The organism is Cytobacillus sp. SAFR-174 (assembly GCF_051964675.1).
GTDB lineage: Bacteria > Bacillota > Bacilli > Bacillales > Cytobacillaceae > Cytobacillus.
Genome location: NZ_JBQCMZ010000004.1, coordinates 1 through 24,424, shown reverse-complemented (window position 1 = coordinate 24,424; position 24,424 = coordinate 1). Strand labels below are relative to the sequence as shown.

The following is a 24,424-nucleotide window of genomic DNA, read 5'->3' as shown; positions in this document are numbered from 1 at the left end:
TTTTAAGCTTTAACTTCGTCCATATTCTTTAAAACATCATCAATCATGGCGTGATTTTCGGGGGATTCATCAATATGATTCCATAAGATTTTTCCCTGAGGCGAGAAAAGCCACGTCCCGCCCTGAATGTAGACATCCTGAGTTTTCATTGATTTCATGACAAACTCCTTTTGTTTTTCATCCTTAGGGATAAAGCCGCCAACTTTTCCTGTCATAAACCCAAGTGCTGCCTTTGAAAGAAGCTTCCATTTTGGCATGGTTTTATGTCCCGTTCCTCTATAAGCTTCCCGGGAAGGGTCGCCGAGGATCGGAAAAGGGAACGGACCGAATTGCTCAAGGAATTGACTGATAAAGGTTCCTTTCGAAGGAGCAATGACAATGACTTGAAAACCTTTTGCTTCTACTTCATTTATGCGCTCGCGCAACTGCGCAAGATATTCCCGGCAGACCGGTCAGCCAAGATGGCGGACGAAGACAGCCATTGTGTATTGGCTGCTGATGGCCTGTTCAAGCGTAATATTTTTATCAGGATTTTGGGTTTCTAAAATATATTTCATGAAATATCCCGCCTTTCGGATTTACATCTGATCATACCTAATTCTATTGAAGGAATAAAGAATTGCGGCTTGCACATAAAAAAACAGGAGTTCGCACTCCTGTTTAGTCCCGGCTCCCCAATATCCCAAAAATGCGAAGGATATTTATGAACAGGTTGATAAAATCAAGGTATAGAGCCATCAACGGTACTTCTTCCGGTGACACTCCATACTGTTTCATGCGATTGAAGTCGAATAGCACATATCCGCTGAACACAAGCACTCCGATGAAGGAGAATGCTAGCATCGCGTTAGAGCTTAACGGCCAGATGAGGCTGAAAATTCCGATCGCAATAAGGGCGAGCAATGCCGCAATCAGCATGCCGCCAAGGAAAGATAAGTCCCGCTTCGTTGTCGAAGCATATACGGCTAAGCCCGTGAACACAACCGTGGTCGTAGCAAGTGCTGTTAAAACAGGGTTAGGTCCAATAGCAGCCAGGTAGTGGGCAACAATCGGGTAGGTCGTCATTCCTGAAATAAATGTAAATACATAAAGGAATGTATACCCAATAGCTTTTTTGCGGCGGAGCAGGAAAGCGAAAAGCAGCATTCCAAGTTCAAGAAGCATCAGCTGCAAAAAAAGGGCTGGAGGGATGAAAACACCCGCCATCGTTCCGATAAATGCGATCCCCAATGATAAGGCAAACGCCCGTAAGACAGAAGGCAAATAACTGTTATTTGCAGTATGCTGTACATACATTTTTTCATTTCTCCTCTAAATTCATTTTGTATATGTATATACGACTGAGCTATTATTTAAGTTTCATTAATTATTTATTTTTTAAAAGGTCTCTTATTTCAGTTAAAAGCTCGATATTTTTATCCACAGCTGGTGCAGGTGCTGCTTCTTCTTTCTTTTTGAAACGATTGTTAATAATCCTGATAAAGACGAAAATGGAGAATGCCACGATGAAGAAATCCACCACATTCTGTATGAATAAACCGTATTTTACCTGTGCTCCGCCGACTTTCACCATCAAATCCGTAAAGTTAACTCCGCCCATTAGCAATCCGACAAGCGGCATAATGATATCATCTACAAGGGAAGATACAATCTTACCGAAGGCAGCTCCGATTACAACCCCAACCGCCAAATCCAGGACATTTCCCTTTAGAGCGAATTTTTTAAACTCATTCCACATAACAAGTCACCTTTCTTTGAAAATTACCGTTATTATACTATGAAGAAGGTATGAAAACCAGATAGGGAAGGACCTATTGACAGAAACAGGCTTTTTCTCTATAGTAACTATGACAATTATATTTCTATTATTCCCGTGTGAGCGGGAGAGGTTCATAGCTTCACCCTCTATAAAAAACTATGGCTTTGATTATAATAATCAACCATATCCACGAGAGGATATGGTTTTATTTTTCAAGCTGTACTTTTCGGACCTCTCTTTAGGATCAGCGGGATCATATAAAGGGAGGCTATTTTTATGTCAGGAAGAAAAGATGAGGAATTAACGGATATTACATTGTTGGGAAATCAGGGTACTAAATATCTTTTTGAATATGCTCCTGAGATTCTGGAGGCTTTTGATAATAAGCATCCAAACCGCGATTATTTTGTAAAGTTTAATTGCCCTGAGTTTACGAGCCTTTGCCCAAAAACAGGCCAGCCGGATTTTGCGACCATCTATATCAGCTATATTCCGGATCAAAAGATGGTAGAGAGCAAGTCATTGAAGCTATATCTTTTCAGCTTCAGAAATCATGGCGATTTCCATGAGGACTGCATGAATATCATTATGAATGATCTTATCGAATTAATGGATCCCCGCTATATTGAGGTTTGGGGCAAGTTCACTCCGCGTGGAGGAATCTCCATCGATCCGTATTGCAACTACGGAAAGCCGGGGACGAAATATGAAGAAATGGCCGATTACCGCTTGATGAACCATGATCTATATCCGGAGACAATTGACAATCGCTAAACCATAGCTTGCTTAAAGTTCATTTTTAAAATAATATCAAAAAAGGCAGAGGAATCTGCTTTTTTTGTTGCAGAAAATATACATAAGTGGGATTATATTTAGGGAATATTCTGTATTTTAATAGAGCAGTACAATAATAAAGCTCTGAAAGGGGATATAATGAAGAAAAGCATACATAAAAAAGATCCTCGCTTTAAGATTGCAGAGAAAGAAGCGTGGATTGGCATTGGTCTGGTACTCTTTAATTTTATTTGGTGGTATGGGTTTGCCTATGGGCTGGGGTCCGAACCTGCCGATGAGTATACATTCATCATGGGGATGCCTGCCTGGTTTTTCTGGAGCTGTGTAGCCGGATTTGTTGTCATGGTGATACTGGTATCAGCAGCTGTAAAATTCCTGTTTAAGGAAGTTCCGTTCGAAGAAAACGGGGAAGGGGGAGAATCCGAATGAACTGGCAGGTTATTGCTCCTCTTCTTTTCTTTTTAGTCATTATTTTTCTGGTGGGTCTATGGTCCAGCAGAAAGATTGATACGAGCAGTTCGTTTCTTCAGGATTATTTTCTTGGAGGAAGGCAGCTGGGCGGTTTTATTCTGGCCATGACCATGATTGCAACATACGGCAGTGCCAGCAGTTTCATTGGGGGTCCCGGTGTTGCATACACCCAGGGGCTTGGCTGGGTATTGCTTGCCATGTCACAGGTTGTTACTGGTTATTTCGTCCTCATGGTTCTTGGGAAAAAGTTTGCGATTACAGCAAGAAAGTATAATGCTGTAACACTCATCGATTTTCTGAAAGAGAGATATAACAGCAAATGGGTTGTCTGGCTATCCTCGCTCAGCATCATTATTTTCCTTTTTTCCGCCATGGCTGCCCAATGGGTTGGCGGAGCAAGGTTAATTGAATCACTGACAGGATTAAGCTATTTATCTGCTTTGTTTATTTTCGCGGCTTCTGTCATGGTCTACGTTGTCATTGGCGGCTTCCGTGCAGTTGCCGTAACGGATGCCGTCCAGGGCGGAATTATGTTCATCGGCACCATGATCCTTCTGGTTGCTGTTATTGTGGCAGGTGGAGGGATACCGAATATTATCAGTGATCTGTCTTCAGAAAACCCGAATCTGATTACACCGTTTGGCTTTGATGGCGGATTGACCCCTTTATATGTGTCCTCATTCTGGATTTTGGTTGGAGTGGGGGTTGTAGGTCTTCCTCAGGTTGCGGTAAGGGCCATGTCCTATAAAAATGCCAAAGCCATGCATAGGGCCATTATCATCGGAACAATAGTGGTCGGCTTTATCATGCTGGGCATGCATTTAATTGGCGTGTTTGCCCGGCCGATTCTTCCGGGAATTGAGGTGGGGGATAAAGTTATGCCGATGATTGCCATGGAAGTCCTTCCACCATGGCTTGCGGGAATTGTGCTGGCTGCACCGATGGCTGCCATCATGTCAACCGTGGATTCCCTGCTCCTCCTGGTCAGCTCTGCGATTGTAAAAGATGTGTATATTAATTACATTAAACCTGATGCTGAAGAAAGCACGATTAAGAGAATGAGTTTTGCAGTCACAGCTCTGCTGGGAATTCTGGTATGCATTATGGCGCTCAGTCCGCCCGATTTGCTGATTTGGCTGAATCTCTTTTCTTTCGGAGGACTGGAAGCAGCGTTCATATGGCCAGTTGTGCTGGGTCTTTATTGGGCGAAGGGGAATAAATATGGTGCGGTGGCCTCCATGATAACCGGAACGGCTTCCTATATTTTATTCCATACTTTTTATCCCAATGCTTTAGGCATGAATACAGTCGTATTGCCTATTGCTTTATCACTGGCCGCCTATATAGCTGTAAGTCTATTTACCGAAAAAACAGCACCTGCAGCAGCAGAAATTTAACCAAGAGGCTCCGGAGAGGTATTCCGGGGCCTTTCGTATTAACCGGCAAAGTGCCTATAGATCAGGCTCTCTCCACTATAATCAAACGTTTGATTGAAGCAGGAGAAGAGTCATATATAAAGGATAAGGGAGGAAACATGGGTTTTTGTAAAAAAATGAGCATATTGATAGGTTTGTAGAAACGATCCCTATTTGTTACACTTAATTAGTTGAAACGTAATTGTAACATTTGACTTTAAATGGAAATGTTTTTTTACATTAGGGAGAATATAATGAAAAATTTTATAAATATGATCATAATTGCCATGCTTTCATCCGTTATAGCAGGCTGTTCAAGTGAAATAAATGCATCTTTAAATACAGAAGAAATAAAACTTGAAAAAGAAGATAAAGTAGAAGCAGAAGCTAATATATCCGTACAAGAGGCTGGAAAAGATAAAAAAGATACGGTTTGGCTTGAACGTAAGTCACTTTTCCAGATTGACGCAACAGACGGGATCATGAAATATACGGTCTACCTTTTTTCGGAAGACGAAAGAAGAACCATTTTGGAAGAGGACAGCGCGAAAGGAAAGAAAGGCGATTCCTATTTTACAGGACATTATTCAGTATACCTGGCTTTGAAGGGGTCAAAAGAGGCGTATAAACAAGCAGCTCTAAATGACAGTTCTGAAATGTCCTTTAATCCTTCAAAGGAACAGGTTTACACTCAGAAAATGAGGAATAAAACCATCATCTCGATCTTTCAGTCCAAGGGGGAAAACTTAGTCAAGGGCCAGCTGCTGGCGATTAAAGATGGAGAAGTGCAAAGAATCAGTACGGAAAAAGACATGACCACTACCTCCAAAGCGAAAATAAAAACGATTAATCAAAAGTATCTTCAAACTGCCCAAAAAAAGAGTGATGGATGGGTTATTTCAACATGGCTTTTTAATGAGGAAGCCCATTCAATGAGCCTGCACGACCAAATCGAGCTTTCAGAAGAAGATCATTCTGATATCGACTGGATGAACCTGTGGCTGAAAAAGGAAGCCATTTACTATCCTTTTAAAAACCTGGCACTCAGCGGGGATGCCATTGAGAAAGCAAAACAGGGAATCCCCCTCGGAAGTCCATTTCCGATTGGCACAAACATATCTGAAATTAAAAAGTCAGATCCAAACTTTGTTGAAGAGGGGTTTGAAGGTGGAAGCCCTTTTGTGATGTATCCTGAAATCACCTATTATTATGAACGGGAAACCGGGAACGTAACAGCTATTTCCATTCCTGGACAGCGGGTGAGAACGTCAATGGACGAGATTACTGCCATGTTTGGCACTCCAGCGGAGGTTAGGGAAGAGAAGCTGTCAGGTGAAACTATCTCCACCTACCCGGCAGATAAATATTCTATCGATATGGTTTCTGATTTAGAAGGAAACGTCAGTGAAATTGTATTAAGGAAAATAAAAAATCATGCGGGTCAATGACCGCATGATTTTTTATAGTCATGAAAGGGCGCTTCCGCTTTAAAATGCCCAATCACCTTTTCTGAATACAGGTTCAGCGCTGCCGTCTTCAGTGATTCCGTCGATATCCATTTCAGCGGAACCGATCATGAAATCAACATGTGTTAAGCTTTCGTTCAAGCCGTTTTCACCCAGTTCTTCACTGGACATTTTCTTGCCGCCTTCAATACAGAATGCATATGCACTGCCGATGGCAAGGTGGTTTGAAGCATTTTCGTCAAATAAAGTATTATAGAAAAGTAGATTGGACTTGGAAATTGGCGAGTTGAAAGGAACCAGTGCCACTTCTCCAAGATAGTGGGAGCCTTCATCTGTCTCAACCAGCTGCTTAAGGATTTCTTCTCCTTCTTCTGCCTTCACATCGACAATGCGGCCGTTTTCAAATGTCAGGCTGAAGTTATCGATGATGTTTCCGCCATAGCTTAGCGGCTTTGTGCTCGAAACTGTACCGTTCACACCTGTCTTGTATGGTACTGTGAACACTTCTTCAGTCGGCATGTTCGCCATGAATTCGTGCCCCTGTTCATTCACACTGCCTGCCCCGACCCATAAATGGCCTTTTGGAAGCTCGATTGTCAGGTCTGTGCCTGGAGCTTTATAGTGAAGCTTCTGATATCGCTTGCTGTTTAAGTAATCCACTTTTTCATGAAGTGTTTCATCATGCTTTTTCCAGGCTTCAACCGGGTTATCCAGGTCAGCGCGAGTGGCTTTAAAAATAGCGTCCCAAAGCATTTCAACCCTGGATTCCTCCGGAGCTTCAGGGAATACCATGTTTGCCCATGCTTGGGAAGGCGCAGCAATGACTGTCCAGCTCACTTTATCCGACTGGATGAATTTGCGGTATTTTGCAAGCGCCTGTCCGGCTGCTTTCTGGAAGCTTGAGATTCGCTCTGATTTCACGCCTTTCAGCAAATCAGGGCTTGCTGAAACGATTGACATGAATGCCGCACCTTTTTCAGCTAAATCTTCGACTTCCTTTGCACGCCATTCAGGGTATTCGGAGAAAGACTCATCCGGTGCTAAATCGTATTTCGTGCGTGTGACCGCATCATCGCTCCAGTTCACAACAACGTTATGAGCTCCTGCTTCATATGCCTTTTTCACAATAGTGCGAACCAGTTCAGCTGAATCAAGTGTTGTGTTAATAACCAGCGTCTGCCCCTTTTGTACATTTACGCCGACCTTCACTGCAAGCTCTGCGTATTTCTCTAAATTCGTTTGAAATTGACTCATTATGTATTCTCCTTTTGTCAGAATCTTCATTTTCATTGTAGCGGTTCTGTCCGGAAAAAGAAACCTATTGAACTGAAAATCATGCTGCAGAACTTCAGGGCTCCATCTCCGGGCGGAGACATAATTAAAAAGGAATCTTAAACAGATTCCTTTTTTGCATGAAATGCTTTATTCCTTTCAGGCAAAGCAAACATCAGCCAATACAAAAACGCACTTATACCAGCCAGCAGTGCCAATATAAAGAATGTCCAGTCATAGCCGATCCAGACTGTAAGGGGGATAGAGATCGGCGCAATGGTTTTTCCGACTGTAAATCGAAGGGAGGCAGCTGCAAAGTACTGACCCCGCATATGATCGGGAGCAATCTTTGATACAAAGCTCTGCTGGAGGCCAGCGGTCATTAATTCGCCCATAGTGAAAACGGCCATTGCCAGAATTAATCCCCATATCCATTGGGTTTGTCCAAACAGTATGATGGCTGCTGCATACGTAAGAGATGATAAGATAAAGACATTCCTTTCCTTGTACTTTATCATCATTTTGGTGACAGCTACGGTAAATAAGGCGACAAGGAAGCCGTTCTCGGACAGCAGAATGCCAAAAGCCTGTTCCCCCTGAACGGTAAAGGACCAGTCCATCCATTTAAAAAGCTGCTGGTTATGAATCACTTCATTTGTATAGACAGGTATTAACAGATCAAGCTGCATAAAAGTCTGTGCAGCCAAAACACCTGCCAGGATAAAAAGGAGAAAGGTCCTGTCCCTGAAGATAATGCCATAATCTTTGGTTTGCTTTACTAAAACATGATGCCATTTACTGTTTTCACTTGACCCATGTATCTGCGGAGGTAAAGTTTCCCTTGTCCATCGGAAAAGGATGAAAGCTAACAGAATACAGATAATGCCTGCGGCCATAAGAAGCTGAAAACGGTAATGGACATAGAAAATGGCTCCTAAAATGGGACCCACCACAACCGCAATATTAATAGAAGTGTAAAAAATAGCAAATACCTGGCTTCTGTCTTTTTCCTCCACCACATCGGCAACCATTGCCTGGCTTGCCGGCCAATAAAATGAGCCGAAGATTCCCACAAAAGCAAAGCAGATAAAACCAAGCACAGGAGATTCCAGCCAGGGTGAACTGGCAAATCCAAAAATAATAAATGAAAGTCCCTGGCCGAAAGCAGAAAGAACCATCATTTTTTTGCGGCCAAAGCGGTCAGCTGTATAACCGCCCATTAAGTTGGCAAGCACTGAGAATACCTGAGAAAAAATGAGCAATAAACCAGCCTTGTCTTTTCCGAATTCATCCGCGAAATAAATCGTTAAAAACGGGAAGAACATCCAGAATGTAATATTCATAAGCGCTTCCCCAAATAACCTTACTTTTAGATTCTTATCCCAATCTTTTATTTTCATGCTGCGTCCCCATCTTCAATCTCAGAATAACGCTATCATACTACCAAATTTAGAAGAAACACAAGAAGACTTTTTGTTCAAAAAAGCCAAACCTTGATGAAGGTTTGGCTTTTCATATCAATAGACGAAAATCATCAAAACAGTGGTAACAATGCCTACCCATATGGCCAGCAATGCACAGTAGCCCATAATATGACGAATATGAAGGCCGACTACACTTAAAATAGGAAGTGCCCAGAAAGGCTGGATCAGGTTCGTCCAGGCATCACCCCAGCCTACAGCCATAGCCGTAATGGCGGGATCAACCCCCAGCTGCAGCCCGGCAGGAACTTGAAGAGGCCCCTGTAAAGCCCACTGCCCGCCGCCTGAAGGGGCAAGAATATTGACGATGCCAGCGGCCCAATAGGTAAAATATCAAAGGTGTCTTTACTTGCTATGGACGCCATTCCATTGATTATCGACTCTGCCAGCCCGGAGCTGCCAAGAACGGCGATAATTCCGGCGTAAAACGGAAATTGCAGAATGATAGGGGAAATGGCAGAACCCGCTTCTTTAAAGGCATTTGCGTATTGCACAAGCGATTTGTGCAGGATAAGGCCCAGGGATAGAAAGGTAATATTGATAATATTCAAGTCAAGGTCACGCCCGTTTATGAACTCGAAAATGACATAGATTAACCCGATTAATCCGGTAAAGATGCCGAGAAAAGGTGTTCTTTCAAGTTTTCCGGCGGGCGTTTTTAAAACTTCAACCGGTTCAGCTTCTTCCTTGGACATCTTTGGCGGAACATATGAGATAATATTTTTCTTGGGTGCCATGAGCACGATGAAAATTGGCATTGTAACAATAAGGGCAATTAATATTGCGATTGTTCCCGGATGAAAAATCGTCTCTGAAGTTGGAATCACCCCAGCAATATCCTCCAGAAAGTGCCCCTTTGTCGAAACAGTCAGACCGATTGAACTTGACAAGCCAGCTGTATATAGAGCTGTAGGTGCATAGGCTGCAGCCACTAATAGCGGGAAGTGTGCGTTCTGATTTCTTTTCCCGACTTCACGTGCAATAATGGCGCCAACGACAACAGCAAGGCCCCAGTTAATATAATAAGCAGCAGAAGAAATGAGAAAAGTCAGTACGTAGGCCTGGTTGGCCGTCTTCGCTTTGGAGGAAAGCTTTTCAAGTATACGCTGTACAGAAGGAACAGAAGCAAGCGCCATGCCTGTCATCAAGAGAAGCACCATTTGCATGGTAAAAGCAAGGTATACCCAGAAGCCGTCACCAAAAGATTTAAACAGCTGGGCAGGTTCAGAAGGCTTCATGAAAAATCCGGCTATGAAGACAAACAGAGTCATAAGTACAGCAATGACAAAGGCGTCAGGGAGATACCTTTCCACAAGCTTGGAGAAACGATCTGCCATTCTGGTTAACATCCTGTCACTCTCCTTTCAGTATTAGTACATGCTATGGAGAGGACAAGCTATGTATGCCAGTTCATATAGAAAAGCCCCGGCAGCAGCCAGGGCTAAACTTTAATCTTTATCTTCCATTGCGGCCTTCAGCAAATCGCCAAGGCTTGTTCCAAAGGACTCTTCCTTCTGGGTATATTTCTGAACAAGTTTTCGTTCTTCGCGTTTGTTGACGGCTTTCTTTTTGTCCTGTGCTTTCTCCACCACATTGCATGGGCGGCACTGGAAGTAGGTGCCTGCCTTGCCCTGGTGGATCTCCATTTTTTTTCGGCACTGCGGGCAGCGGCGGTTTGAAAGCTTTGGATCCTTGCGCTTTCGGAAACTGCAATCAAGGTTCGAGCAGACAAGTATTTTCCCATCCTTTGTATTCCTTTCTTTCAGGAAGGAATCGCATTCAGGACATTTTGAGCCCGTGAGATTATGGGCACGGTACGATTTGTCACTCTTTTTAATTTCTGAAACCAAGTTTTGAGTCTGCTTGCGGATATTCTGGAGAAACTCTTTTGGATCTGCTTTTCCGCGTGCGATTTTCTCCAGCTCCTGCTCCCATTTGGCTGTCAGTTCCGGTGATTTCAGATCTTCATTCACCAGGTCCATCAGCTGTTTGCCCTTTTTAGTCGGAAACAGGCGTCCATTTTGCCTTTCGAGCGCTTCAGTCTCAAGAAGCCGTTCAATGATTTCCGCTCTTGTCGCAGGCGTTCCGAGGCTGTATTTTTCCATCTGGGTCAAAATGTCAGCTTCTGAATAGCGAAGAGGCGGATCAGTCAGCTTTGCAGCGGATTCGGCATTTTGCAGTGTAAAGCTCTGTCCTTTCGAAATGTTCTTCAGGCTCTGTTTTCCTGTCTCTTCTTCAGTATTCCGTTCCACCTTGCGATAACCGAGGTCGATAACGGCCGTTTCCCTCGCTGTGAATTTCTCACCATTAACATCGATAGCAGCATGGATGGTTTCATACTTATAAGGGTTATGGAAAATGGCCAAAAATCTGCGCAAAATCATTTCGTACAGCTTACGCTCATCAGGGGACAAATCACCGAGATGTACACGTTCTTCAGTCGGAATAATCGCATGATGATCGGTTACCTTTTCATTATTAAACACTCTTTTTGCGAGCACCCTGCCCTGATTCGCAAGGATTGGCTTCACTTCATCCTTATAGGAAGCAGCGATTCCATGAAGGCGATCCATCATGGTTGCTTCCATATCCTTTGTTAAATAGCGTGAGTCTGTCCGCGGATAGGTGACAAGCTTATGCTGCTCATACAGTTTCTGCAGTACATTCGAAGTTTTCTTGGCAGAAAAGCCAAAACGTTTATTCGCGTCACGCTGCAGTTCCGTCAAATCATAAGGAAGAGGCTGAAGCTCTGTTTTTTCCTTCCGGTTAATGGACTGGATAACCGCTTTTTGCCCCTTTACTTTGGAAAGAACTCCATCTGCTGCCTCTTTAGAGAAAATGCGCTTTTCACCATTTTTCTCCCAGTCAGCCTGCAGTGGGCCAATGTGGGCGCGAATCGTCCAGTACTCTTTTGGAACAAATTGCTGAATCACTTTTTCCCTTTCCATAACGAGCGCCAGAGTCGGTGTCTGCACCCGGCCCGCAGATAGGGGATCCTTGTATTTAGTCGTCAGAGCCCTTGTGACATTTAGGCCGATGAGCCAGTCAGCCTCTGCCCGGCACACGGCGGATTCATACAAATCTTCAAATTGTTTACCGGGCTTAAGGTTTTGAAAACCGTCACGGATAGCGCGGTCCGTTACAGAGGATATCCATAAGCGCTTGATTGTCTTGCGCCAGCGGATTTTCTCTAATATCCAGCGAGCGACAAGCTCCCCTTCACGGCCTGCATCGGTTGCAATGATTATTTCCGTAACATCCTTCCGCTTTGCCAGGTTTTCAATAGCTTTATACTGGTGGCTGGTCTGCTTCATCACCTTCAGGCCCATTTGGTCAGGAATAATCGGCAGATCCTCCAGATTCCAGTTTTTATATTTGCTGTCATAATGCTCCGGCATCTTTAATTCGATTAAGTGGCCAAGAGCCCAAGTGACGATATATTTATCGCCTTCCATATAGCTTTTATGAGATTGCCGGCATCCCAGCACCCGGGCGATTTCACGGGCAACACTGGGCTTTTCAGCAAGAACAAGTGATTTCATAATGACTCCTTTCAAATCCATTCAGTTCCTTTTGTATCCTAACTAAGTATAGCGGAAAATCATTCATATTTGTAATGGGATACGTTATTATAGACAAAATCAGACAGATGCCGATTTAAGGTGTATTACTTTTCATTAACTCCGATTCATTTTACAATGAATATAACAGTTTGCTGACAAATAGAAAGACAAGGTGAAAATAATGCATGAAAAGAATCAGCGCTTACTTGATTACATTCAGGAAAACTCAATAAACATTACAGACATGTGGCTGTCCTTAAGGGAGAAACAGAAGGGCTCCATTTATTCTGCGGATGCAGACCCAGCTTATGAACAGCTCCTGAGAGAACAGAATGCTTTTACCAACCGTACCGTTTCAACCGCTTTACTTGATGACGAAGCAGTGTTTATTGAAAATATGGAGGAGTGGGCCAGGACTGTAGCTGAAAGCAGAGTGGACACGAGTACTCCCATTTTTCAAGTGCTTGGTGCTTTAAGCACTGTAAGGGAAACCTATTGGCATTTTGTTGAAAAGTTCATTAAAGAAAACCAGTCTGAAGTGACAACAGATGATGTATTAAAATGGAGCAAGACCATTAACAGAGCTTTCGATAAACTGATCAATAAATTTTCGGAAAAGTATTATGAACTGACCACCAGAAGGCTTGTTGCCCAGCAAAGTCTGATCAATGAACTTGGCACTCCAGTCATTCCTGTTAAAGATGACACAGCTGTTCTGCCGCTTATCGGCGATATTGACACCGAGCGTGCGCAAATCCTGCTGGAGGAAATTCCGAAAAAATGTGCAAAAGAAAATATTGAGCATTTATTTATTGATTTATCTGGTGTAGCTATTATCGATACGATGGTTGCCCATCAAATATTCTCTTTAACGACAGCTCTCAAGCTATTAGGGGTCAAATCCACCATTTCCGGCATCAGCCCCGAGGTTGCCCAGACTTCCATTCAGCTCGGCCTGGATTTCACGGGTATTGAAACATATGGAAAACTAAAACATGCTTTAAAAAGACAAGGTGAAAACTTAAAGTAGAAATAAGAACGAAAAGCCGGCAGAACTGCCGGCTATTTATCGCAGTCTAACGGGCAGTAAGACCCCCACTTCAAGACTCTGAGGAATCAAAGGAGGATAAGCGGGGGTCAAACTGCCCGATCTAGCTGCGGCTCCTAGGGGCTCGAGGTCATAAGCCAATCAGCTGATGGGAAGAAAAGCACTCCCCGCCATCTGCTCGTCTTATGCTTGTCACCCCAAGGCAAGTCGCCTCGCTTTATAATGTAAAGGCCCGATTGGTGAGATACAGTGAAACTTGCCGACGCGCAGGCAGAGGCTTAGTTGAACCAATCGGGTTCGTAGTGTCGATTGATCGAAGCGCTAGCGGAGATCTTAGCGACACTAGAACGCGACTAACAATCAGTGAGGATAAGGAACATCCCCACTGATTGAAGTTTCACTTTATATGGATATAATAAAATACGCTTTACTGTGTTACCATTCTAACAATCTAACTTGTTAAATAATGGGAATTTATTGTTGACATCCCTCCAATAGGAACATAAAATTAATTATATTCAGAAAATATAACAAAAATAGGCTGTGATAAAGATGAGACATCTGACAACAGATACTGCAAATAATCTTCTAAAAAAGGCTGTATTTCAAACCTGTGTTTGAGATACAGCCTTTTCTTTATCTCGCTAATGTACCGGGGAGGATATAAAATGGAAAAATTGACAGAATCGATGATGACTTTAACTCACGGGGAGGAGAACAAGGTGGTTACTTTGAATGGAAATACCCTTACTTTGTCTGAAGTCAAACGGGTTCTTTTTGAAGGAGTAAAGGCTTCGGCATCAGAGGAAAGCATGCTTCGTGTAAAAAACAGCCATGAGGCCGTAAAGAGAATTGTAAGTGAAGAAAAAGTCATATACGGAATAAACACTGGCTTTGGGAAATTCAGCGATGTAAGAATTGATCAGGGAGATGTCGAGGATCTTCAGCTGAATTTAATCCGTTCGCATGCCTGCGGAGTAGGGGAACCGTTCCCTGAGTCTGTCTCAAGAGCTATGCTTCTTTTAAGAGCAAATGCTTTATTGAAAGGATTCTCAGGTGTTCGTCCGGTTGTGATTGAAACTCTTTTAGCACTTGTGAATAAAAGTATCCATCCTGTCATCCCGCAGCAGGGCTCTCTTGGAGCAAGCGGGGATTTGGCGCCTTTATCCCACCTGGCATTAGTATTAATGGGAGAAGGGGAAGTTTTTTATAAGAGGGAAAGAAAGCCTGCGCTTGAAGTGCTTGTTCAGGAAGGAATAGAACCTGTAACCTTACAGGCGAAGGAAGGGCTTGCCCTCATTAACGGTACACAGGCAATGACGGCAATGGGCGTCATTGGTTATCTGGAAGCGGAAAAAATCGCCTATCAAAGTGAGCTGATTGCAGCACTTACAATGGAAGGACTAAACGGCATAATTGATGCGTTTGATGAAAACATCCATCAGGCAAGAGGGTATCAGCAGCAGGTGGATACAGCCAGAAGAATAAGGGAATACCTGTCAGGCAGCAGCCTGATTACAAGACAGGGGGAAATCCGGGTGCAGGACGCCTATTCCATCCGCTGCATCCCGCAAGTGCATGGAGCATCCTGGCAGGCTCTTGACTATGTAAAAGAAAAGCTTGAAATCGAAATGAATGCAGCCACAGATAACCCGCTGATTTTCGAAAACGGGGAAAGCGTTATATCAGGCGGAAATTTTCATGGGCAGCCAATCGCTCTTGCAATGGACTTCATGAAAATTGCGGCAGCGGAATTGGCCAATATTTCCGAGCGCCGTATTGAAAGGCTTGTCAACCCGCAGCTGAGTGACCTGCCGCCATTTTTAAGCCCGGAGCCTGGGCTGCAGTCTGGTGCGATGATTCTTCAATATGTTGCAGCGTCCCTTGTTTCGGAGAATAAGACACTCGCCCATCCGGCAAGTGTGGATTCGATCCCTTCATCAGGGAATCAGGAAGACCATGTGAGCATGGGGACAATTGGGTCGAGACATGCTTACCAAATCATCCAGAATGTCAATAAAGTGCTGGCAATTGAACTGATCTGCGCACTTCAGGCAGCCGAGTTCCGCGGTTCTGATAAAATGGCTGATAAAACAAAACGCTTTTACGAAGAAGCTAGAAAAGTGGTGCCTTCCATCACAAAAGACCGCGTGTTTTCAAAGGATATTGAAGCATGCGCAGCCTGGCTGAAAGAAGTTGAAATAGACGCAATATAAGAAGGAGGGGTCTGAATGTTCTTCAGGCCCCTGACTTATTAATCCTTCGCTCTTTCCTCAAGTTCCTTTGCCTCATCTTCTTCAAAGCGGTTTTTAAACGCTTCCTGCGTCACAATAAATTCCTCATCTTCCTGTGCCTCAGTTGTATGGCGCTCAACCATTGTGTGTTCAGGAAATTCTCCCGGGTGATGCTTTTTTTTATGATTAAAATGGACTCCGCGTGACATAATCAGGCTCCTTTCGTAGTTGAATTTGCATTCTTCCACTATTTTTCCCTCCGGCATCAGGACTATGTACAGCTGGTTCAATCAATATTTTCCGTTTGTTCGCATAAGTATATAGAGCAAAGACGAAACAGAAAAGGAGGGGGACAGCCGTGATTGATCCGAATGCTTCCGTGTTCTGTGCGGGACGGGGAGACCGTGCGCCAGTTTTTATTGCCGATGCTGTCATTGATCACCAAATAAAAAAAGTCAATCTGGAGAACTATATTGGAAAATGGGTGCTGCTGTTTTTTTATCCGAGTGATTTTACATTTGTCTGACCGACAGAATTAGCGGCGGTCGCCGCTGTGAACCCTTATTTAAAAGCCTTAAACTGCGAAGTCATGTCCATCAGTACGGACAGTGTATATGCACATAAAGTATTTAAGGAAACATCTCCGTCATTAAAAAACGTGAATTATCCAATGGTCAGCGACCGGACACATCAAATAAGCAGAGCTTATAGGGTATTGGATGAAAAGTCAGGAGCCGCCATCAGGGCGTCCGTTTTTATCGATCCCAATGGCATTATCGCGGCAAAGCTCATTTACCCTGGAGAAGTCGGGAGAAATCTGCATGAGCATGTCAGAATCATGCAGGGAATTCAATATGCACAGCAGACAGGGACGGGTGTGCCGGCAAACTGGCAGCCCGGCCAGCAAGGGATTAACAAGGATCCAAACTTAATAGGTAAAATCTAAAAGGAGGAGGCGCAAGCTTTCTCTTCTATATACATAATTACTTTAATATGCAGCGCCGAAAATATATAATAAGTACAAATGAAGTGGAGGAGGAGCTTAAGTGGACTTTTTTTCTATACTTTCTGAAGATCGCATAAAAAAAGCTTACAAGGACGGCGAGTTTGATAATCTGCCTGGATATGGGAAACCGCTGCCGCCAGATGATCTGTCTTCCGTCCCTGAGAACTTGCGCATGGCCTATCGCATCATGAAGAATGCCGGATTCACTGATGAAGAAAACCAAATAAAAAAGGAAATGATGACGATTGAAGACCTGATGAAGAAATGTGAGAATCAGGAAGAAAAAAAGGCACTGCAGAAGAAACTAAACGAAAAGCTGCTCCGCTATAACAGCATGATGTCGAAAAGAAGACAAAACACCAACTCATCCCTTTTCAAAAACTACGAAGAAAAAATAAACAATAAATTATTCTAATGAATTAGATGATTGGAATTGAGGAGAACACATGAATAAAGATGAATATATAAAGGTCCTTGAAAAAAGAGTCGAGGAATATGAGGCAGCCATAGCAGATATGACGGCACCCATAATTCCATCGATCATTCCCCAGACGTTTCTTGTGCCAATTACAGGGTTGCTCATGGCTGAAAGATTCGAAAAAATTACGGCTAAGATCCTGAACCATATTAAAGACCATGACACAGAATTTGCCATTATAGATTTTACCGATATTACGGTCGACCGCTTAGAGCAGATGTGCCTGTCAGAGCTTGGGGAGCAAATCCGCAGCCTGACTGATTCCATTAACCTCATGGGAGTTAAGCCTTACTTTGTCGGAATGACCCCGCAGCTTATAAAAGAAATCATTTTATCCGGCATTGAATTAAATGCTGAAACACATGCCAACTTCCAGGCGGCTTTAAAGCATCTAATGAAAATACACAATCTTGTCTTTCAAAAAAACTAAATTCTCAAGACCCCTCTCCTGAACAGGATAGGGTTTTTTTACTTATACAGGCACATTTTCTTTCCGATTGGGGAATTGTCCATGCGAAAACCTCCTGTGATACATATTCTATAGTATCCATGAGAAAGGAGGTAGACTTATGTCGAGAGATTGGAGAAGAAGATTTGAGATTAATGCAGATGAAGTAGAAATCAGAGCCGAAAGAGTTATTGTAAAAGAAGAAGATAATCGCCGCCGTGATGATGTGCGTGGAGCGGAAGACCGCCGCAGGAAGCACCGCCGAGATGACGATGTAGCAGGAATAGAGGACAATCGCAGAAGACATTGTGGCTGTGGAAGAGACAGTGTTGGCGGAGCAGAAGATGACCGCCGAAAACATCGCCGTGACAATGTGCGTGGTGCTGGTGACTTATGGTACAACAGAGATTTAGCCGGATCTGGCAGAGGCTGCAGATGCCGCCGAGATGACGATGACCGCAGAAGAAGAGGTTTCTGCGGATGCCGCTGGATCTAAAAATAATGATAACGAAGGCAGGGGAAGCACCTCTGCCTTTTATATATGAAAATTTTCCTAAAGAACTGTTAAAATCATCCGAAATTAATAATAGAAAGTTTTGGAGATTTTCAGACTACATAGAAGGTGTGGCATGCATGGATAAAACAACGATTATAGGAGTAATATTAGGAATCATAGCAGTTGGAGTAGGGATGGTTTTTAAAGGGGTTTCCCCATCTGTTCTGATTAACCCTGCCGCTATTCTGATCATTATCTTGGGTACGGCAGCAGCAGTGAGCATTGCATTTCCAACAAATGAAATCAAACGGGTGCCAAAGCTTTTTGGCATTTTATTTAAAGAAGAGAAGCTGATGAACCCTTCTGAAATGATTAAGATGTTTTCGGATTGGGCTCAGCTGGCAAGAAAAGAAGGATTGCTTGCCCTGGAAGTCAAGACGAACGAAATTGAAGATGCATTTTTAAAAAACGGCTTATCTCTGGCTGTTGATGGGCAAAGTGCCGATTATATACGGGATGTATTAAGTGAAGAAATCGAAGCGATGGAAGAAAGGCACCAGGCAGGAGCGCAAATTTTCAGCCAGGCAGGTACGTATGCCCCATCCCTTGGAGTATTGGGAGCCGTAATTGGATTGATTGCAGCACTTGGAAATATGGCGGACACTGCCAGCCTTGGACATGCCATAAGTGCGGCATTCGTAGCGACTTTACTGGGGATATTCACCGGTTATGTGTTCTGGCATCCGTTTGCCAATAAGCTAAAGAGAAAGTCCAAGCAGGAAGCAAAAATTAAAAGCATGATGATCGAAGGGATTCTTTCTATTTTAGAAGGGGAGGCTCCTCGAGTAATAGAACAAAAGCTTGCTTCCTACCTTCCTGCAGGAGAACGCCGTAAATTCCTTGATGAAAGCAGCGTGGCAAAGGATGAGTAGGAGGAAAAAGAAGCAGCATCATGAGGAGCATGTAGACGAATCCTGGCTTTTGCCGTATGCTGATTTATTAACTCTGCTTCTTGCCCTGTTCATTGTCCTCTTCGCCATGAGCTCAGTAGATGCCCAGAAATTTCAGAAGCTATCAAAGGCATTCAATGATGTCTTTTCAGGGGGAACGGGCGTCTTTGAATTCCCAAGTCCAATGCCGGAAGGACAAATGCAATCTACTGATGCAGTGTCGGAAAAGCCAAGCAAGGATCTCGAGGAAATGGCAGCGCTGGATGAGTTGGAAAAAGAAAAATTGAAGCAGGCTGCCGATCATGAAGAACTGGCAGAGCTGCAGCAAAGAGTCAATGCCTTTATTGAAAATCAAAACCTGGCGGACAAACTGGAAACCTCATTAACCACGGAAGGACTGCTTGTGTCTATCAGAGACAATGTTCTATTCAGCTCAGGAAGTGCGGAGGTCCGAAAGCAGGATTTAAAAGTGGCTGGTGAAATAGCCGGGCTTCTCATTATGGATCCGCCAAGAAATATTATCATCAGCGGCCATACAGACAATGTCCCGATCCGCAATTCAAACTTCGAGTCCAATTGGGAGCTCAGTGTCATGCGGGCGGTCAACTTTATGAAAATCATCCTGAAGAATGACCAGCTGGACCCGAAATGGTTCAGTGCCAAAGGCTTTGGGGAATTCCAGCCGGTTGCCGAAAATGATACGAAAGAAGGCAGAGCGAAGAACAGACGGGTAGAGATTTTAATATTGCCAAGAACGGGGAATCAGCCTTAGCGGGCTGGTTTCTTTTTTATGTAACAAATAAAAAAAGGCTATTAGCCAGCCGCTTTCCCGGGATCATTCATTTGCTTCCTGTTCCGTGCCGTCCGGTTTGCACATGCGGTCGACCATTACACCAAATAGAAATACACAGGCGATTGGAATGGAAAAATTCAAAATATGAACAATGGTCATCAGCGAACCTCCCAAAATATATTAATTACATTATATGCCAATGTTCACAGAAAAGACAAACAATTTTCAGAAAATATACACAAATTAAGATTGACAAAGAAAAAGAGCCGCTGGGGGCTCTTTATAATGGAAGATCTGCTTCTGAATGAATGGTTCTTGGTTCTGTCTTTTTTCCATGAAGCAGGTAGTATACGAGCAAGCCAAACAGTGCTACTCCGGCAAGCATAAAATATAGCGAAGGGAAACCTGTTTTGACCGCAAGTATTCCGAGAACATAGGATCCTAATCCGATCCCTGTATCAAAGAGGGTGAAAAAGGTCGAGGTGGCAAGACCGCGTTTCGCTGGATCGGCCTGCTTGATGGCAACGGTTTGAAGACTCGGAACAATCGTGCCATACCCCAATCCGATCACTGCACCTGACAGCAGAAACACAAAGGTGCTGTTGGCCTGGCTGAGCAAAAACAAACCTGCCGCAAACAGAATAATCGCTGGATAGATCACTTTATTTTCTCCGTACGTATCAAACCAGCGACCTGTAAATGGGCGGGACATAATGATGAAGGCCGCATATACAACGAAGAAGAAGCTCGCAGCTTCAAGTAAATCAAGCTCTTTCGCATAAACCGAAATAAAGGAAAGAATTCCTGAGTACGCGAAAGCAAGGATGCCTGCTGATATTGCAACAGGAACGGCATTCTTTTCGAATAAGCTTGAAAGTGTGAACTTCGGATGCTTCACAGAGCTTTCTGCTGTTTGCGCTATTCTAACAAAAGCACCAAGCACTATCGCAATAAATGATAAAACTGTACATAACGCAAAAATCCATGTGAAGCTTGCGTATTGGACAATCGTCAGACCGGCAAATGGGCCAATCACCATAGCCAGATTCATGAACATCGCATAATAGCCAAGCCCTTCGCCTCTCCGTTTATCCGGCACAATTTCAGCAACAATCGCTCCAGTCGCTGTGGTGGCCATGCCAAAACCTGCACCATGAAGGAATCTTAGAGCTAATAGTGCAGGCATAGTGTCAGCCCAAAAATAAAGAAGAGATGAGACAGCAAACACAATCAGGGAAGCAAGCAGAATCTTCCGCCGTCCAACCTCGTCAATCCATTTCCCTGTAAAAGGCCGGCTGATCACGGCAGCAATCAGAAAGACCGAAATAATCAGGCCAACCTGTGTTTCGTCCCCTTTTAAATCATCCAAAATATAAAGGGGAAGCGTTGTGAGCAACACATAAAACCCCATAAACAAGAAAAAACTTGTAACAGAAATACTCAAAAAATCCTTCGTCCATAATGGCTGTTTCTTCATGTTGTCCTCCTAACAATGAAGGTACCAGGTACCTATACCAATTTCGTGAACTGGTCTAGGTGCCTGGTACCATATTTTCTCTCATTTTTGCCATAAGTCTGATCATTGTGCTGATTTCTTCTTCCGTAAAATTCTGCAGGACATTGCTTTCGCTTGATCTTACTGCAGCAAGCCAATTGTCATATTCCAGAATCGCTGCATCAGTCAGTGAAATCAGTTTTTCGCGTTTGTCCTTTCCGGCTGTTCTGGTGATCCAGCCTGATTTCTCAAGACGGGCCAATGTCCTGGTCATGGTCGGAGCTTCAACGCCCAGATAAGAAGAAATCTCTTTTTGGGTGCTCGGGCCTCCGGTTTTCAGACGGTAAATAATCGTCCATTGAGCCGCATATAACCCAAGCGGCACCAGACTTTCATTAAGTACTTTGGAAAAATGGCGTGTAAATTGGTTGATGGAATGAAAAAATTCACTTTGATTAGGGTGCATTGTTTTCACCTGCTTAAAATAGTTACCTAGGTAACTATACATGGAATTTAAGAATTTGTCTACCTCGCATATTCTTTTGCTAACTAAGTGTTTAACTGGCAAATAAAAGGGAATGGAATAACAAGGGCAACTGTGCATAACTATAAGGGGGAAATTTTTTTGGATAAGTTATTAGAAGTCGTAGGAGATATTTCAGGATGGCTGTGGGGATATCCCATCATCCTATTATTAGCCGGAACAGGGCTGTATTTAACCTTTTTGCTGGGTTTCTTCCAGTTCCGCTATCCGGTATATATTTTTAAACAGACATTCGGAAGTGTTTTTAAAAAGCCGAAGGGAAAAGGAACCGTTACACCGCTGCAGGCACTCACATCTGCACTGGCCTCCACCATTGGAGCGGCAAACATTGTAGGTGTGCCGGCAGCTATCATGTTTGGCGGTCCTGGAGCAGTCTTTTGGATGTGGGTCATTGCGCTAATAGGAATGTCCATTAAGTTCTCGGAAAGTGTATTGGCTATTAAGTACAGAGAGAAAAATGAAGATGGAGAATATGTGGGCGGCCCTATGTATTACATGACAAAAGGTCTGAACATGAAGTGGCTTGGTGTGATATTTGCCTTTGCGCTCATGATCGAATTAATCCCAAGCATCATGGTTCAGGGTAATGCCGTGGCATCTGCAGTCACCGAAACCTTTAAGATTGATGGACTTTATACAGGAATCGCTGTAGCGGCACTGGTTTCCTTAGTTGTTTTTGGCGGGATCCAGAGAATTGGAAAGGTAACCGAAATCTTTGTTCCATTTATGGCACTCATTTATGTAGGTGCAGCGTTAGTAGTCTTATTTATGAATCTGGGCAAGCTTCCTGAAGTGTTGGAATTAATCTTCACTTATGCGTTTCAGCCAATGTCTGCAATAGGCGGATTTGCCGGTGCGGCAATTGGCGAAATCATTCGCTGGGGATTTGCAAGAGGATTATATTCCAATGAGGCAGGACTTGGAACGGCACCGATAGCTCATGCTGCTGCCACAACTGATCACCCGGTGCGCCAAGGCTTCTGGGCGATTGTCGGTATTGTTGTGGATACGCTGATTGTGTGTACCGCCACTGCATTTGTAGTGCTTTCATCAGGTGTGTGGACAAGGGAAGGGGCCATGAAGGATCCTTCAGCCCTGACAGCAGCGGCATTTACAGAGTATTTTGGTTCCTTCGGAGGTATTCTTGTTGCTGTATCACTCGTATTCTTTGTGGTTTCCACAATCATCGTAGTCGTCTTTTATGGTTCTAAAATGGCCGAGTTTCTATTTGGCTCTTTTGCCGGAAAAGCCATCAAAGTCGTTTACATTGCTGCCATTGTTCTTGGCTCAGTGGGTGCAGCGCAAACCATCTGGCAGTTCCTTGATCTGGCACTTGCCATGATCTTGATACCGAACATCGTGGCTGTCCTCCTTCTAAGCAAAGAGGTTAAACAGCTGAAAAACGAGTTCTTTACTTCAGATAAGTATTATTTAAAAGATATTAGAAAAGACGATAAGGCAGCGTAAAAATAGTTCTCCCGCTAATGGCTAAGTAGTTCAGTTTTCGTGGAGAAATAATGTAATTGGCATATGATTTAGTATAGCTTTTAGCACAGTAATTAGATTGGTTATTTTTGTTGATTTTTCAACGTTTTATAAGTTAATACAATAAAATAACATAGCAAATAGCACCCTAAATAACGTCTTGACAATGGATAATGTCTTCGTGAGAATTAGGGTGCTATTTTACTTGTTATTTGAAGTGCTACTTTAAAGATGTTCTGAGAAAACTCAAGATTTTTAGCATTATATAGTAAAATAAACTTGAAGACTGAAAAATTCAGTTATTCAATTAACGGAGCAGTTATCTTTAATAAGAGGGGGAGAATTTGTTGTTTTGGGGGTTGTTTTCATTATCTGTTGCTATTTGTTTACCAGGCATATATTTTATGTTTCAAACTGAGAAAAGGATGCCAAATAATGATGATATTTCAGATAAAGAGCGCTTGATTGCTCACTTTATAATAGTTGGATTATTTGGTGCAATGGGAGCTTTTGTAGTACCAAAAGTAAGTATTCTTACAACTGAATTTAATGTGAGTTTAATTTTAAAATTTGGACTTGTTTTTGGTGTGATTTGTTCATTTGGAAATATATTGATATATTATTTTTACTTAGTGAAAACTATTTCAAATAAAGACTACATTGCTATTGAAAAACATTACTATAGTATGGGAATTTTAAGTCGGACTTTTTATGGAGGATTTGTTGAAGAAATTATTTTCCGTTGGGGAATAATGAGTTTAATTTTATGGCTATTACAATTTATTATTGAACCGCTAAATTTTACTGCTGTGGTCATTGCTATTGGTATATCAAGTATACTTTTTTCCCTAGTACATATACCTTCAATTAAGATGGTATCATCGGAACCTAAACCATCAATGTATGTCTATACTATTGTTGGAAATATATGGGTTGGGGTTTTTACTGGCTGGGCGTTTTTGGAGGCTGGCATTTTTTCTGCAATCATTGTACATATTTTATTCCATATTGGGTGGTATCCGATTCAAATAAAGTTAACTGGGGCTTTAATTGAAAAAGAACAGCATATTTAATAATAAAAAGCTTGGGATGTCCCAAGCTTTCAGTTTGTAGACAAAAGGGGTTCGGAATAGTCTCATTCCGAACCCCTTTTTGTGTGCCAGGCATGTTCATTAACTTGGCGGTGAAAGTCCGCTATGGGCGTTGGGATATGCGAACCATTAGC

The 24,424-nt window shown here is 43.1% G+C and carries 22 protein-coding genes, 2 pseudogenes and 1 riboswitch; of the genes and pseudogenes, 14 read left to right on the top strand and 10 right to left on the bottom strand.

Annotation, left to right across the window (positions count from 1 at the left end):
• Positions 1 to 2: 2 nt before the first annotated feature.
• The 3 genes and pseudogenes from ACTHRG_RS05465 to mscL all read right to left on the bottom strand — a co-directional run.
• Positions 3 to 440 (bottom strand): annotated as a pseudogene (locus ACTHRG_RS05465) (AhpC/TSA family protein); the annotation flags it as partial.
• 220 nt (positions 441 to 660) lie between these two features.
• On the bottom strand, positions 661 to 1,296 hold the full coding sequence (locus tag ACTHRG_RS05460; protein ID WP_440230803.1) for a Bax inhibitor-1/YccA family protein: 636 nt from the start codon (positions 1,294 to 1,296) through the stop codon (positions 661 to 663).
• A gap of 70 nt (positions 1,297 to 1,366) precedes the next feature.
• Entirely contained in the window at positions 1,367 to 1,738 is a 372-nt protein-coding gene (mscL, locus tag ACTHRG_RS05455; RefSeq protein ID WP_335687606.1) for a large conductance mechanosensitive channel protein MscL, read from the bottom strand.
• Between the two features lie 141 nt (positions 1,739 to 1,879).
• Positions 1,880 to 1,925: riboswitch (PreQ1 riboswitch) on the top strand.
• A 110-nt stretch (positions 1,926 to 2,035) separates the two neighbouring features.
• Here mscL and queF point away from each other — a divergent pair.
• The 4 genes from queF to ACTHRG_RS05435 all read left to right on the top strand — a co-directional run bounded on the left by queF (position 2,036) and on the right by ACTHRG_RS05435 (position 5,888).
• Positions 2,036 to 2,533 (top strand): preQ(1) synthase, encoded by a 498-nt coding sequence (gene queF, locus ACTHRG_RS05450; RefSeq protein ID WP_335687608.1) that lies wholly within the window; start codon positions 2,036 to 2,038, stop codon positions 2,531 to 2,533.
• A gap of 159 nt (positions 2,534 to 2,692) precedes the next feature.
• Positions 2,693 to 2,983, top strand: coding sequence for a YhdT family protein (locus ACTHRG_RS05445; protein ID WP_061792267.1), 291 nt, complete (start codon positions 2,693 to 2,695; stop codon positions 2,981 to 2,983).
• Positions 2,980 to 4,422, top strand: a complete 1,443-nt coding sequence (panF, locus tag ACTHRG_RS05440) for a sodium/pantothenate symporter (protein WP_440230802.1) — start codon at positions 2,980 to 2,982, stop codon at positions 4,420 to 4,422. The genes ACTHRG_RS05445 and panF overlap by 4 nt, the downstream gene beginning before the upstream one ends.
• 272 nt (positions 4,423 to 4,694) lie before the next feature.
• Positions 4,695 to 5,888 (top strand): hypothetical protein, encoded by a 1,194-nt coding sequence (locus ACTHRG_RS05435; RefSeq protein ID WP_440230801.1) that lies wholly within the window; start codon positions 4,695 to 4,697, stop codon positions 5,886 to 5,888.
• A gap of 39 nt (positions 5,889 to 5,927) precedes the next feature.
• On the opposite strand, the gene ACTHRG_RS05430 is transcribed toward ACTHRG_RS05435, so the two are convergent.
• From ACTHRG_RS05430 to ACTHRG_RS05415, 4 genes and pseudogenes are all read right to left on the bottom strand, one after another.
• Positions 5,928 to 7,160 (bottom strand): aminopeptidase, encoded by a 1,233-nt coding sequence (locus ACTHRG_RS05430; RefSeq protein ID WP_440230800.1) that lies wholly within the window; start codon positions 7,158 to 7,160, stop codon positions 5,928 to 5,930.
• A 137-nt stretch (positions 7,161 to 7,297) separates the two neighbouring features.
• The gene (locus ACTHRG_RS05425) at positions 7,298 to 8,578 is read right to left on the bottom strand and encodes an MDR family MFS transporter (protein ID WP_440230799.1); all 1,281 of its coding nucleotides are present in this window, start codon (positions 8,576 to 8,578) and stop codon (positions 7,298 to 7,300) included.
• Between the two features lie 117 nt (positions 8,579 to 8,695).
• Positions 8,696 to 10,008 (bottom strand): annotated as a pseudogene (locus ACTHRG_RS05420) (short-chain fatty acid transporter).
• Positions 10,009 to 10,107: 99 nt separating this feature from the next.
• A complete protein-coding gene (locus ACTHRG_RS05415; RefSeq protein WP_440230797.1) occupies positions 10,108 to 12,201 on the bottom strand; it encodes a DNA topoisomerase III in 2,094 nt (697 codons plus the stop codon).
• 202 nt (positions 12,202 to 12,403) lie between these two features.
• On the opposite strand from ACTHRG_RS05415, the gene ACTHRG_RS05410 reads away from it, so the two are divergent.
• Together ACTHRG_RS05410 and hutH are read left to right on the top strand one after the other, a co-directional pair.
• The gene (locus tag ACTHRG_RS05410) at positions 12,404 to 13,252 is read left to right on the top strand and encodes an STAS domain-containing protein (RefSeq protein WP_076263155.1); all 849 of its coding nucleotides are present in this window, start codon (positions 12,404 to 12,406) and stop codon (positions 13,250 to 13,252) included.
• A gap of 740 nt (positions 13,253 to 13,992) precedes the next feature.
• Positions 13,993 to 15,486 (top strand): histidine ammonia-lyase, encoded by a 1,494-nt coding sequence (gene hutH, locus ACTHRG_RS05405; RefSeq protein WP_440230862.1) that lies wholly within the window; start codon positions 13,993 to 13,995, stop codon positions 15,484 to 15,486.
• A 38-nt stretch (positions 15,487 to 15,524) separates the two neighbouring features.
• Here hutH and ACTHRG_RS05400 read toward each other — a convergent pair whose 3' ends face one another.
• Positions 15,525 to 15,752, bottom strand: coding sequence for a hypothetical protein (locus tag ACTHRG_RS05400; RefSeq protein WP_226619409.1), 228 nt, complete (start codon positions 15,750 to 15,752; stop codon positions 15,525 to 15,527).
• 110 nt (positions 15,753 to 15,862) lie between these two features.
• Between ACTHRG_RS05400 and ACTHRG_RS05395 the strand changes: the two genes are divergently transcribed.
• The 6 genes from ACTHRG_RS05395 to motB all read left to right on the top strand — a co-directional run bounded on the left by ACTHRG_RS05395 (position 15,863) and on the right by motB (position 19,654).
• Positions 15,863 to 16,450, top strand: a complete 588-nt coding sequence (locus ACTHRG_RS05395) for a peroxiredoxin (protein ID WP_440230796.1) — start codon at positions 15,863 to 15,865, stop codon at positions 16,448 to 16,450.
• A 100-nt stretch (positions 16,451 to 16,550) separates the two neighbouring features.
• Positions 16,551 to 16,925, top strand: coding sequence for a DUF1992 domain-containing protein (locus ACTHRG_RS05390; RefSeq protein WP_440230795.1), 375 nt, complete (start codon positions 16,551 to 16,553; stop codon positions 16,923 to 16,925).
• Positions 16,926 to 16,956: 31 nt separating this feature from the next.
• Positions 16,957 to 17,418: an STAS domain-containing protein gene (locus ACTHRG_RS05385; protein WP_440230794.1), complete on the top strand. Its 462-nt coding sequence runs from the start codon at positions 16,957 to 16,959 to the stop codon at positions 17,416 to 17,418.
• Positions 17,419 to 17,557: 139 nt separating this feature from the next.
• A complete protein-coding gene (locus ACTHRG_RS05380; RefSeq protein WP_061792278.1) occupies positions 17,558 to 17,932 on the top strand; it encodes a hypothetical protein in 375 nt (124 codons plus the stop codon).
• Positions 17,933 to 18,069: 137 nt separating this feature from the next.
• Complete coding sequence (motA, locus tag ACTHRG_RS05375) at positions 18,070 to 18,864, top strand: flagellar motor stator protein MotA (RefSeq protein WP_061792289.1); 795 nt, start codon at positions 18,070 to 18,072, stop codon at positions 18,862 to 18,864.
• Positions 18,857 to 19,654 carry a flagellar motor protein MotB gene (gene motB / locus ACTHRG_RS05370; protein WP_440230793.1) on the top strand — a complete coding sequence of 266 codons (798 nt, stop codon included), beginning with the start codon at positions 18,857 to 18,859 and terminating at the stop codon, positions 19,652 to 19,654. Before motA ends, motB begins: the two co-directional genes overlap by 8 nt.
• Positions 19,655 to 19,955: 301 nt before the next feature.
• On the opposite strand, the gene ACTHRG_RS05365 is transcribed toward motB, so the two are convergent.
• Positions 19,956 to 21,152 carry an MFS transporter gene (locus tag ACTHRG_RS05365; RefSeq protein ID WP_440230792.1) on the bottom strand — a complete coding sequence of 399 codons (1,197 nt, stop codon included), beginning with the start codon at positions 21,150 to 21,152 and terminating at the stop codon, positions 19,956 to 19,958.
• Between the two features lie 55 nt (positions 21,153 to 21,207).
• Entirely contained in the window at positions 21,208 to 21,636 is a 429-nt protein-coding gene (locus ACTHRG_RS05360) for a MarR family winged helix-turn-helix transcriptional regulator (protein WP_440230790.1), read from the bottom strand.
• A 159-nt stretch (positions 21,637 to 21,795) separates the two neighbouring features.
• Between ACTHRG_RS05360 and ACTHRG_RS05355 the strand changes: the two genes are divergently transcribed.
• Both ACTHRG_RS05355 and ACTHRG_RS05350 read left to right on the top strand, forming a co-directional pair.
• Positions 21,796 to 23,181, top strand: coding sequence for an alanine/glycine:cation symporter family protein (locus ACTHRG_RS05355; RefSeq protein ID WP_440230788.1), 1,386 nt, complete (start codon positions 21,796 to 21,798; stop codon positions 23,179 to 23,181).
• A 365-nt stretch (positions 23,182 to 23,546) separates the two neighbouring features.
• Positions 23,547 to 24,272 carry a CPBP family intramembrane glutamic endopeptidase gene (locus ACTHRG_RS05350; protein WP_440230786.1) on the top strand — a complete coding sequence of 242 codons (726 nt, stop codon included), beginning with the start codon at positions 23,547 to 23,549 and terminating at the stop codon, positions 24,270 to 24,272.
• Positions 24,273 to 24,424: the final 152 nt, after the last annotated feature.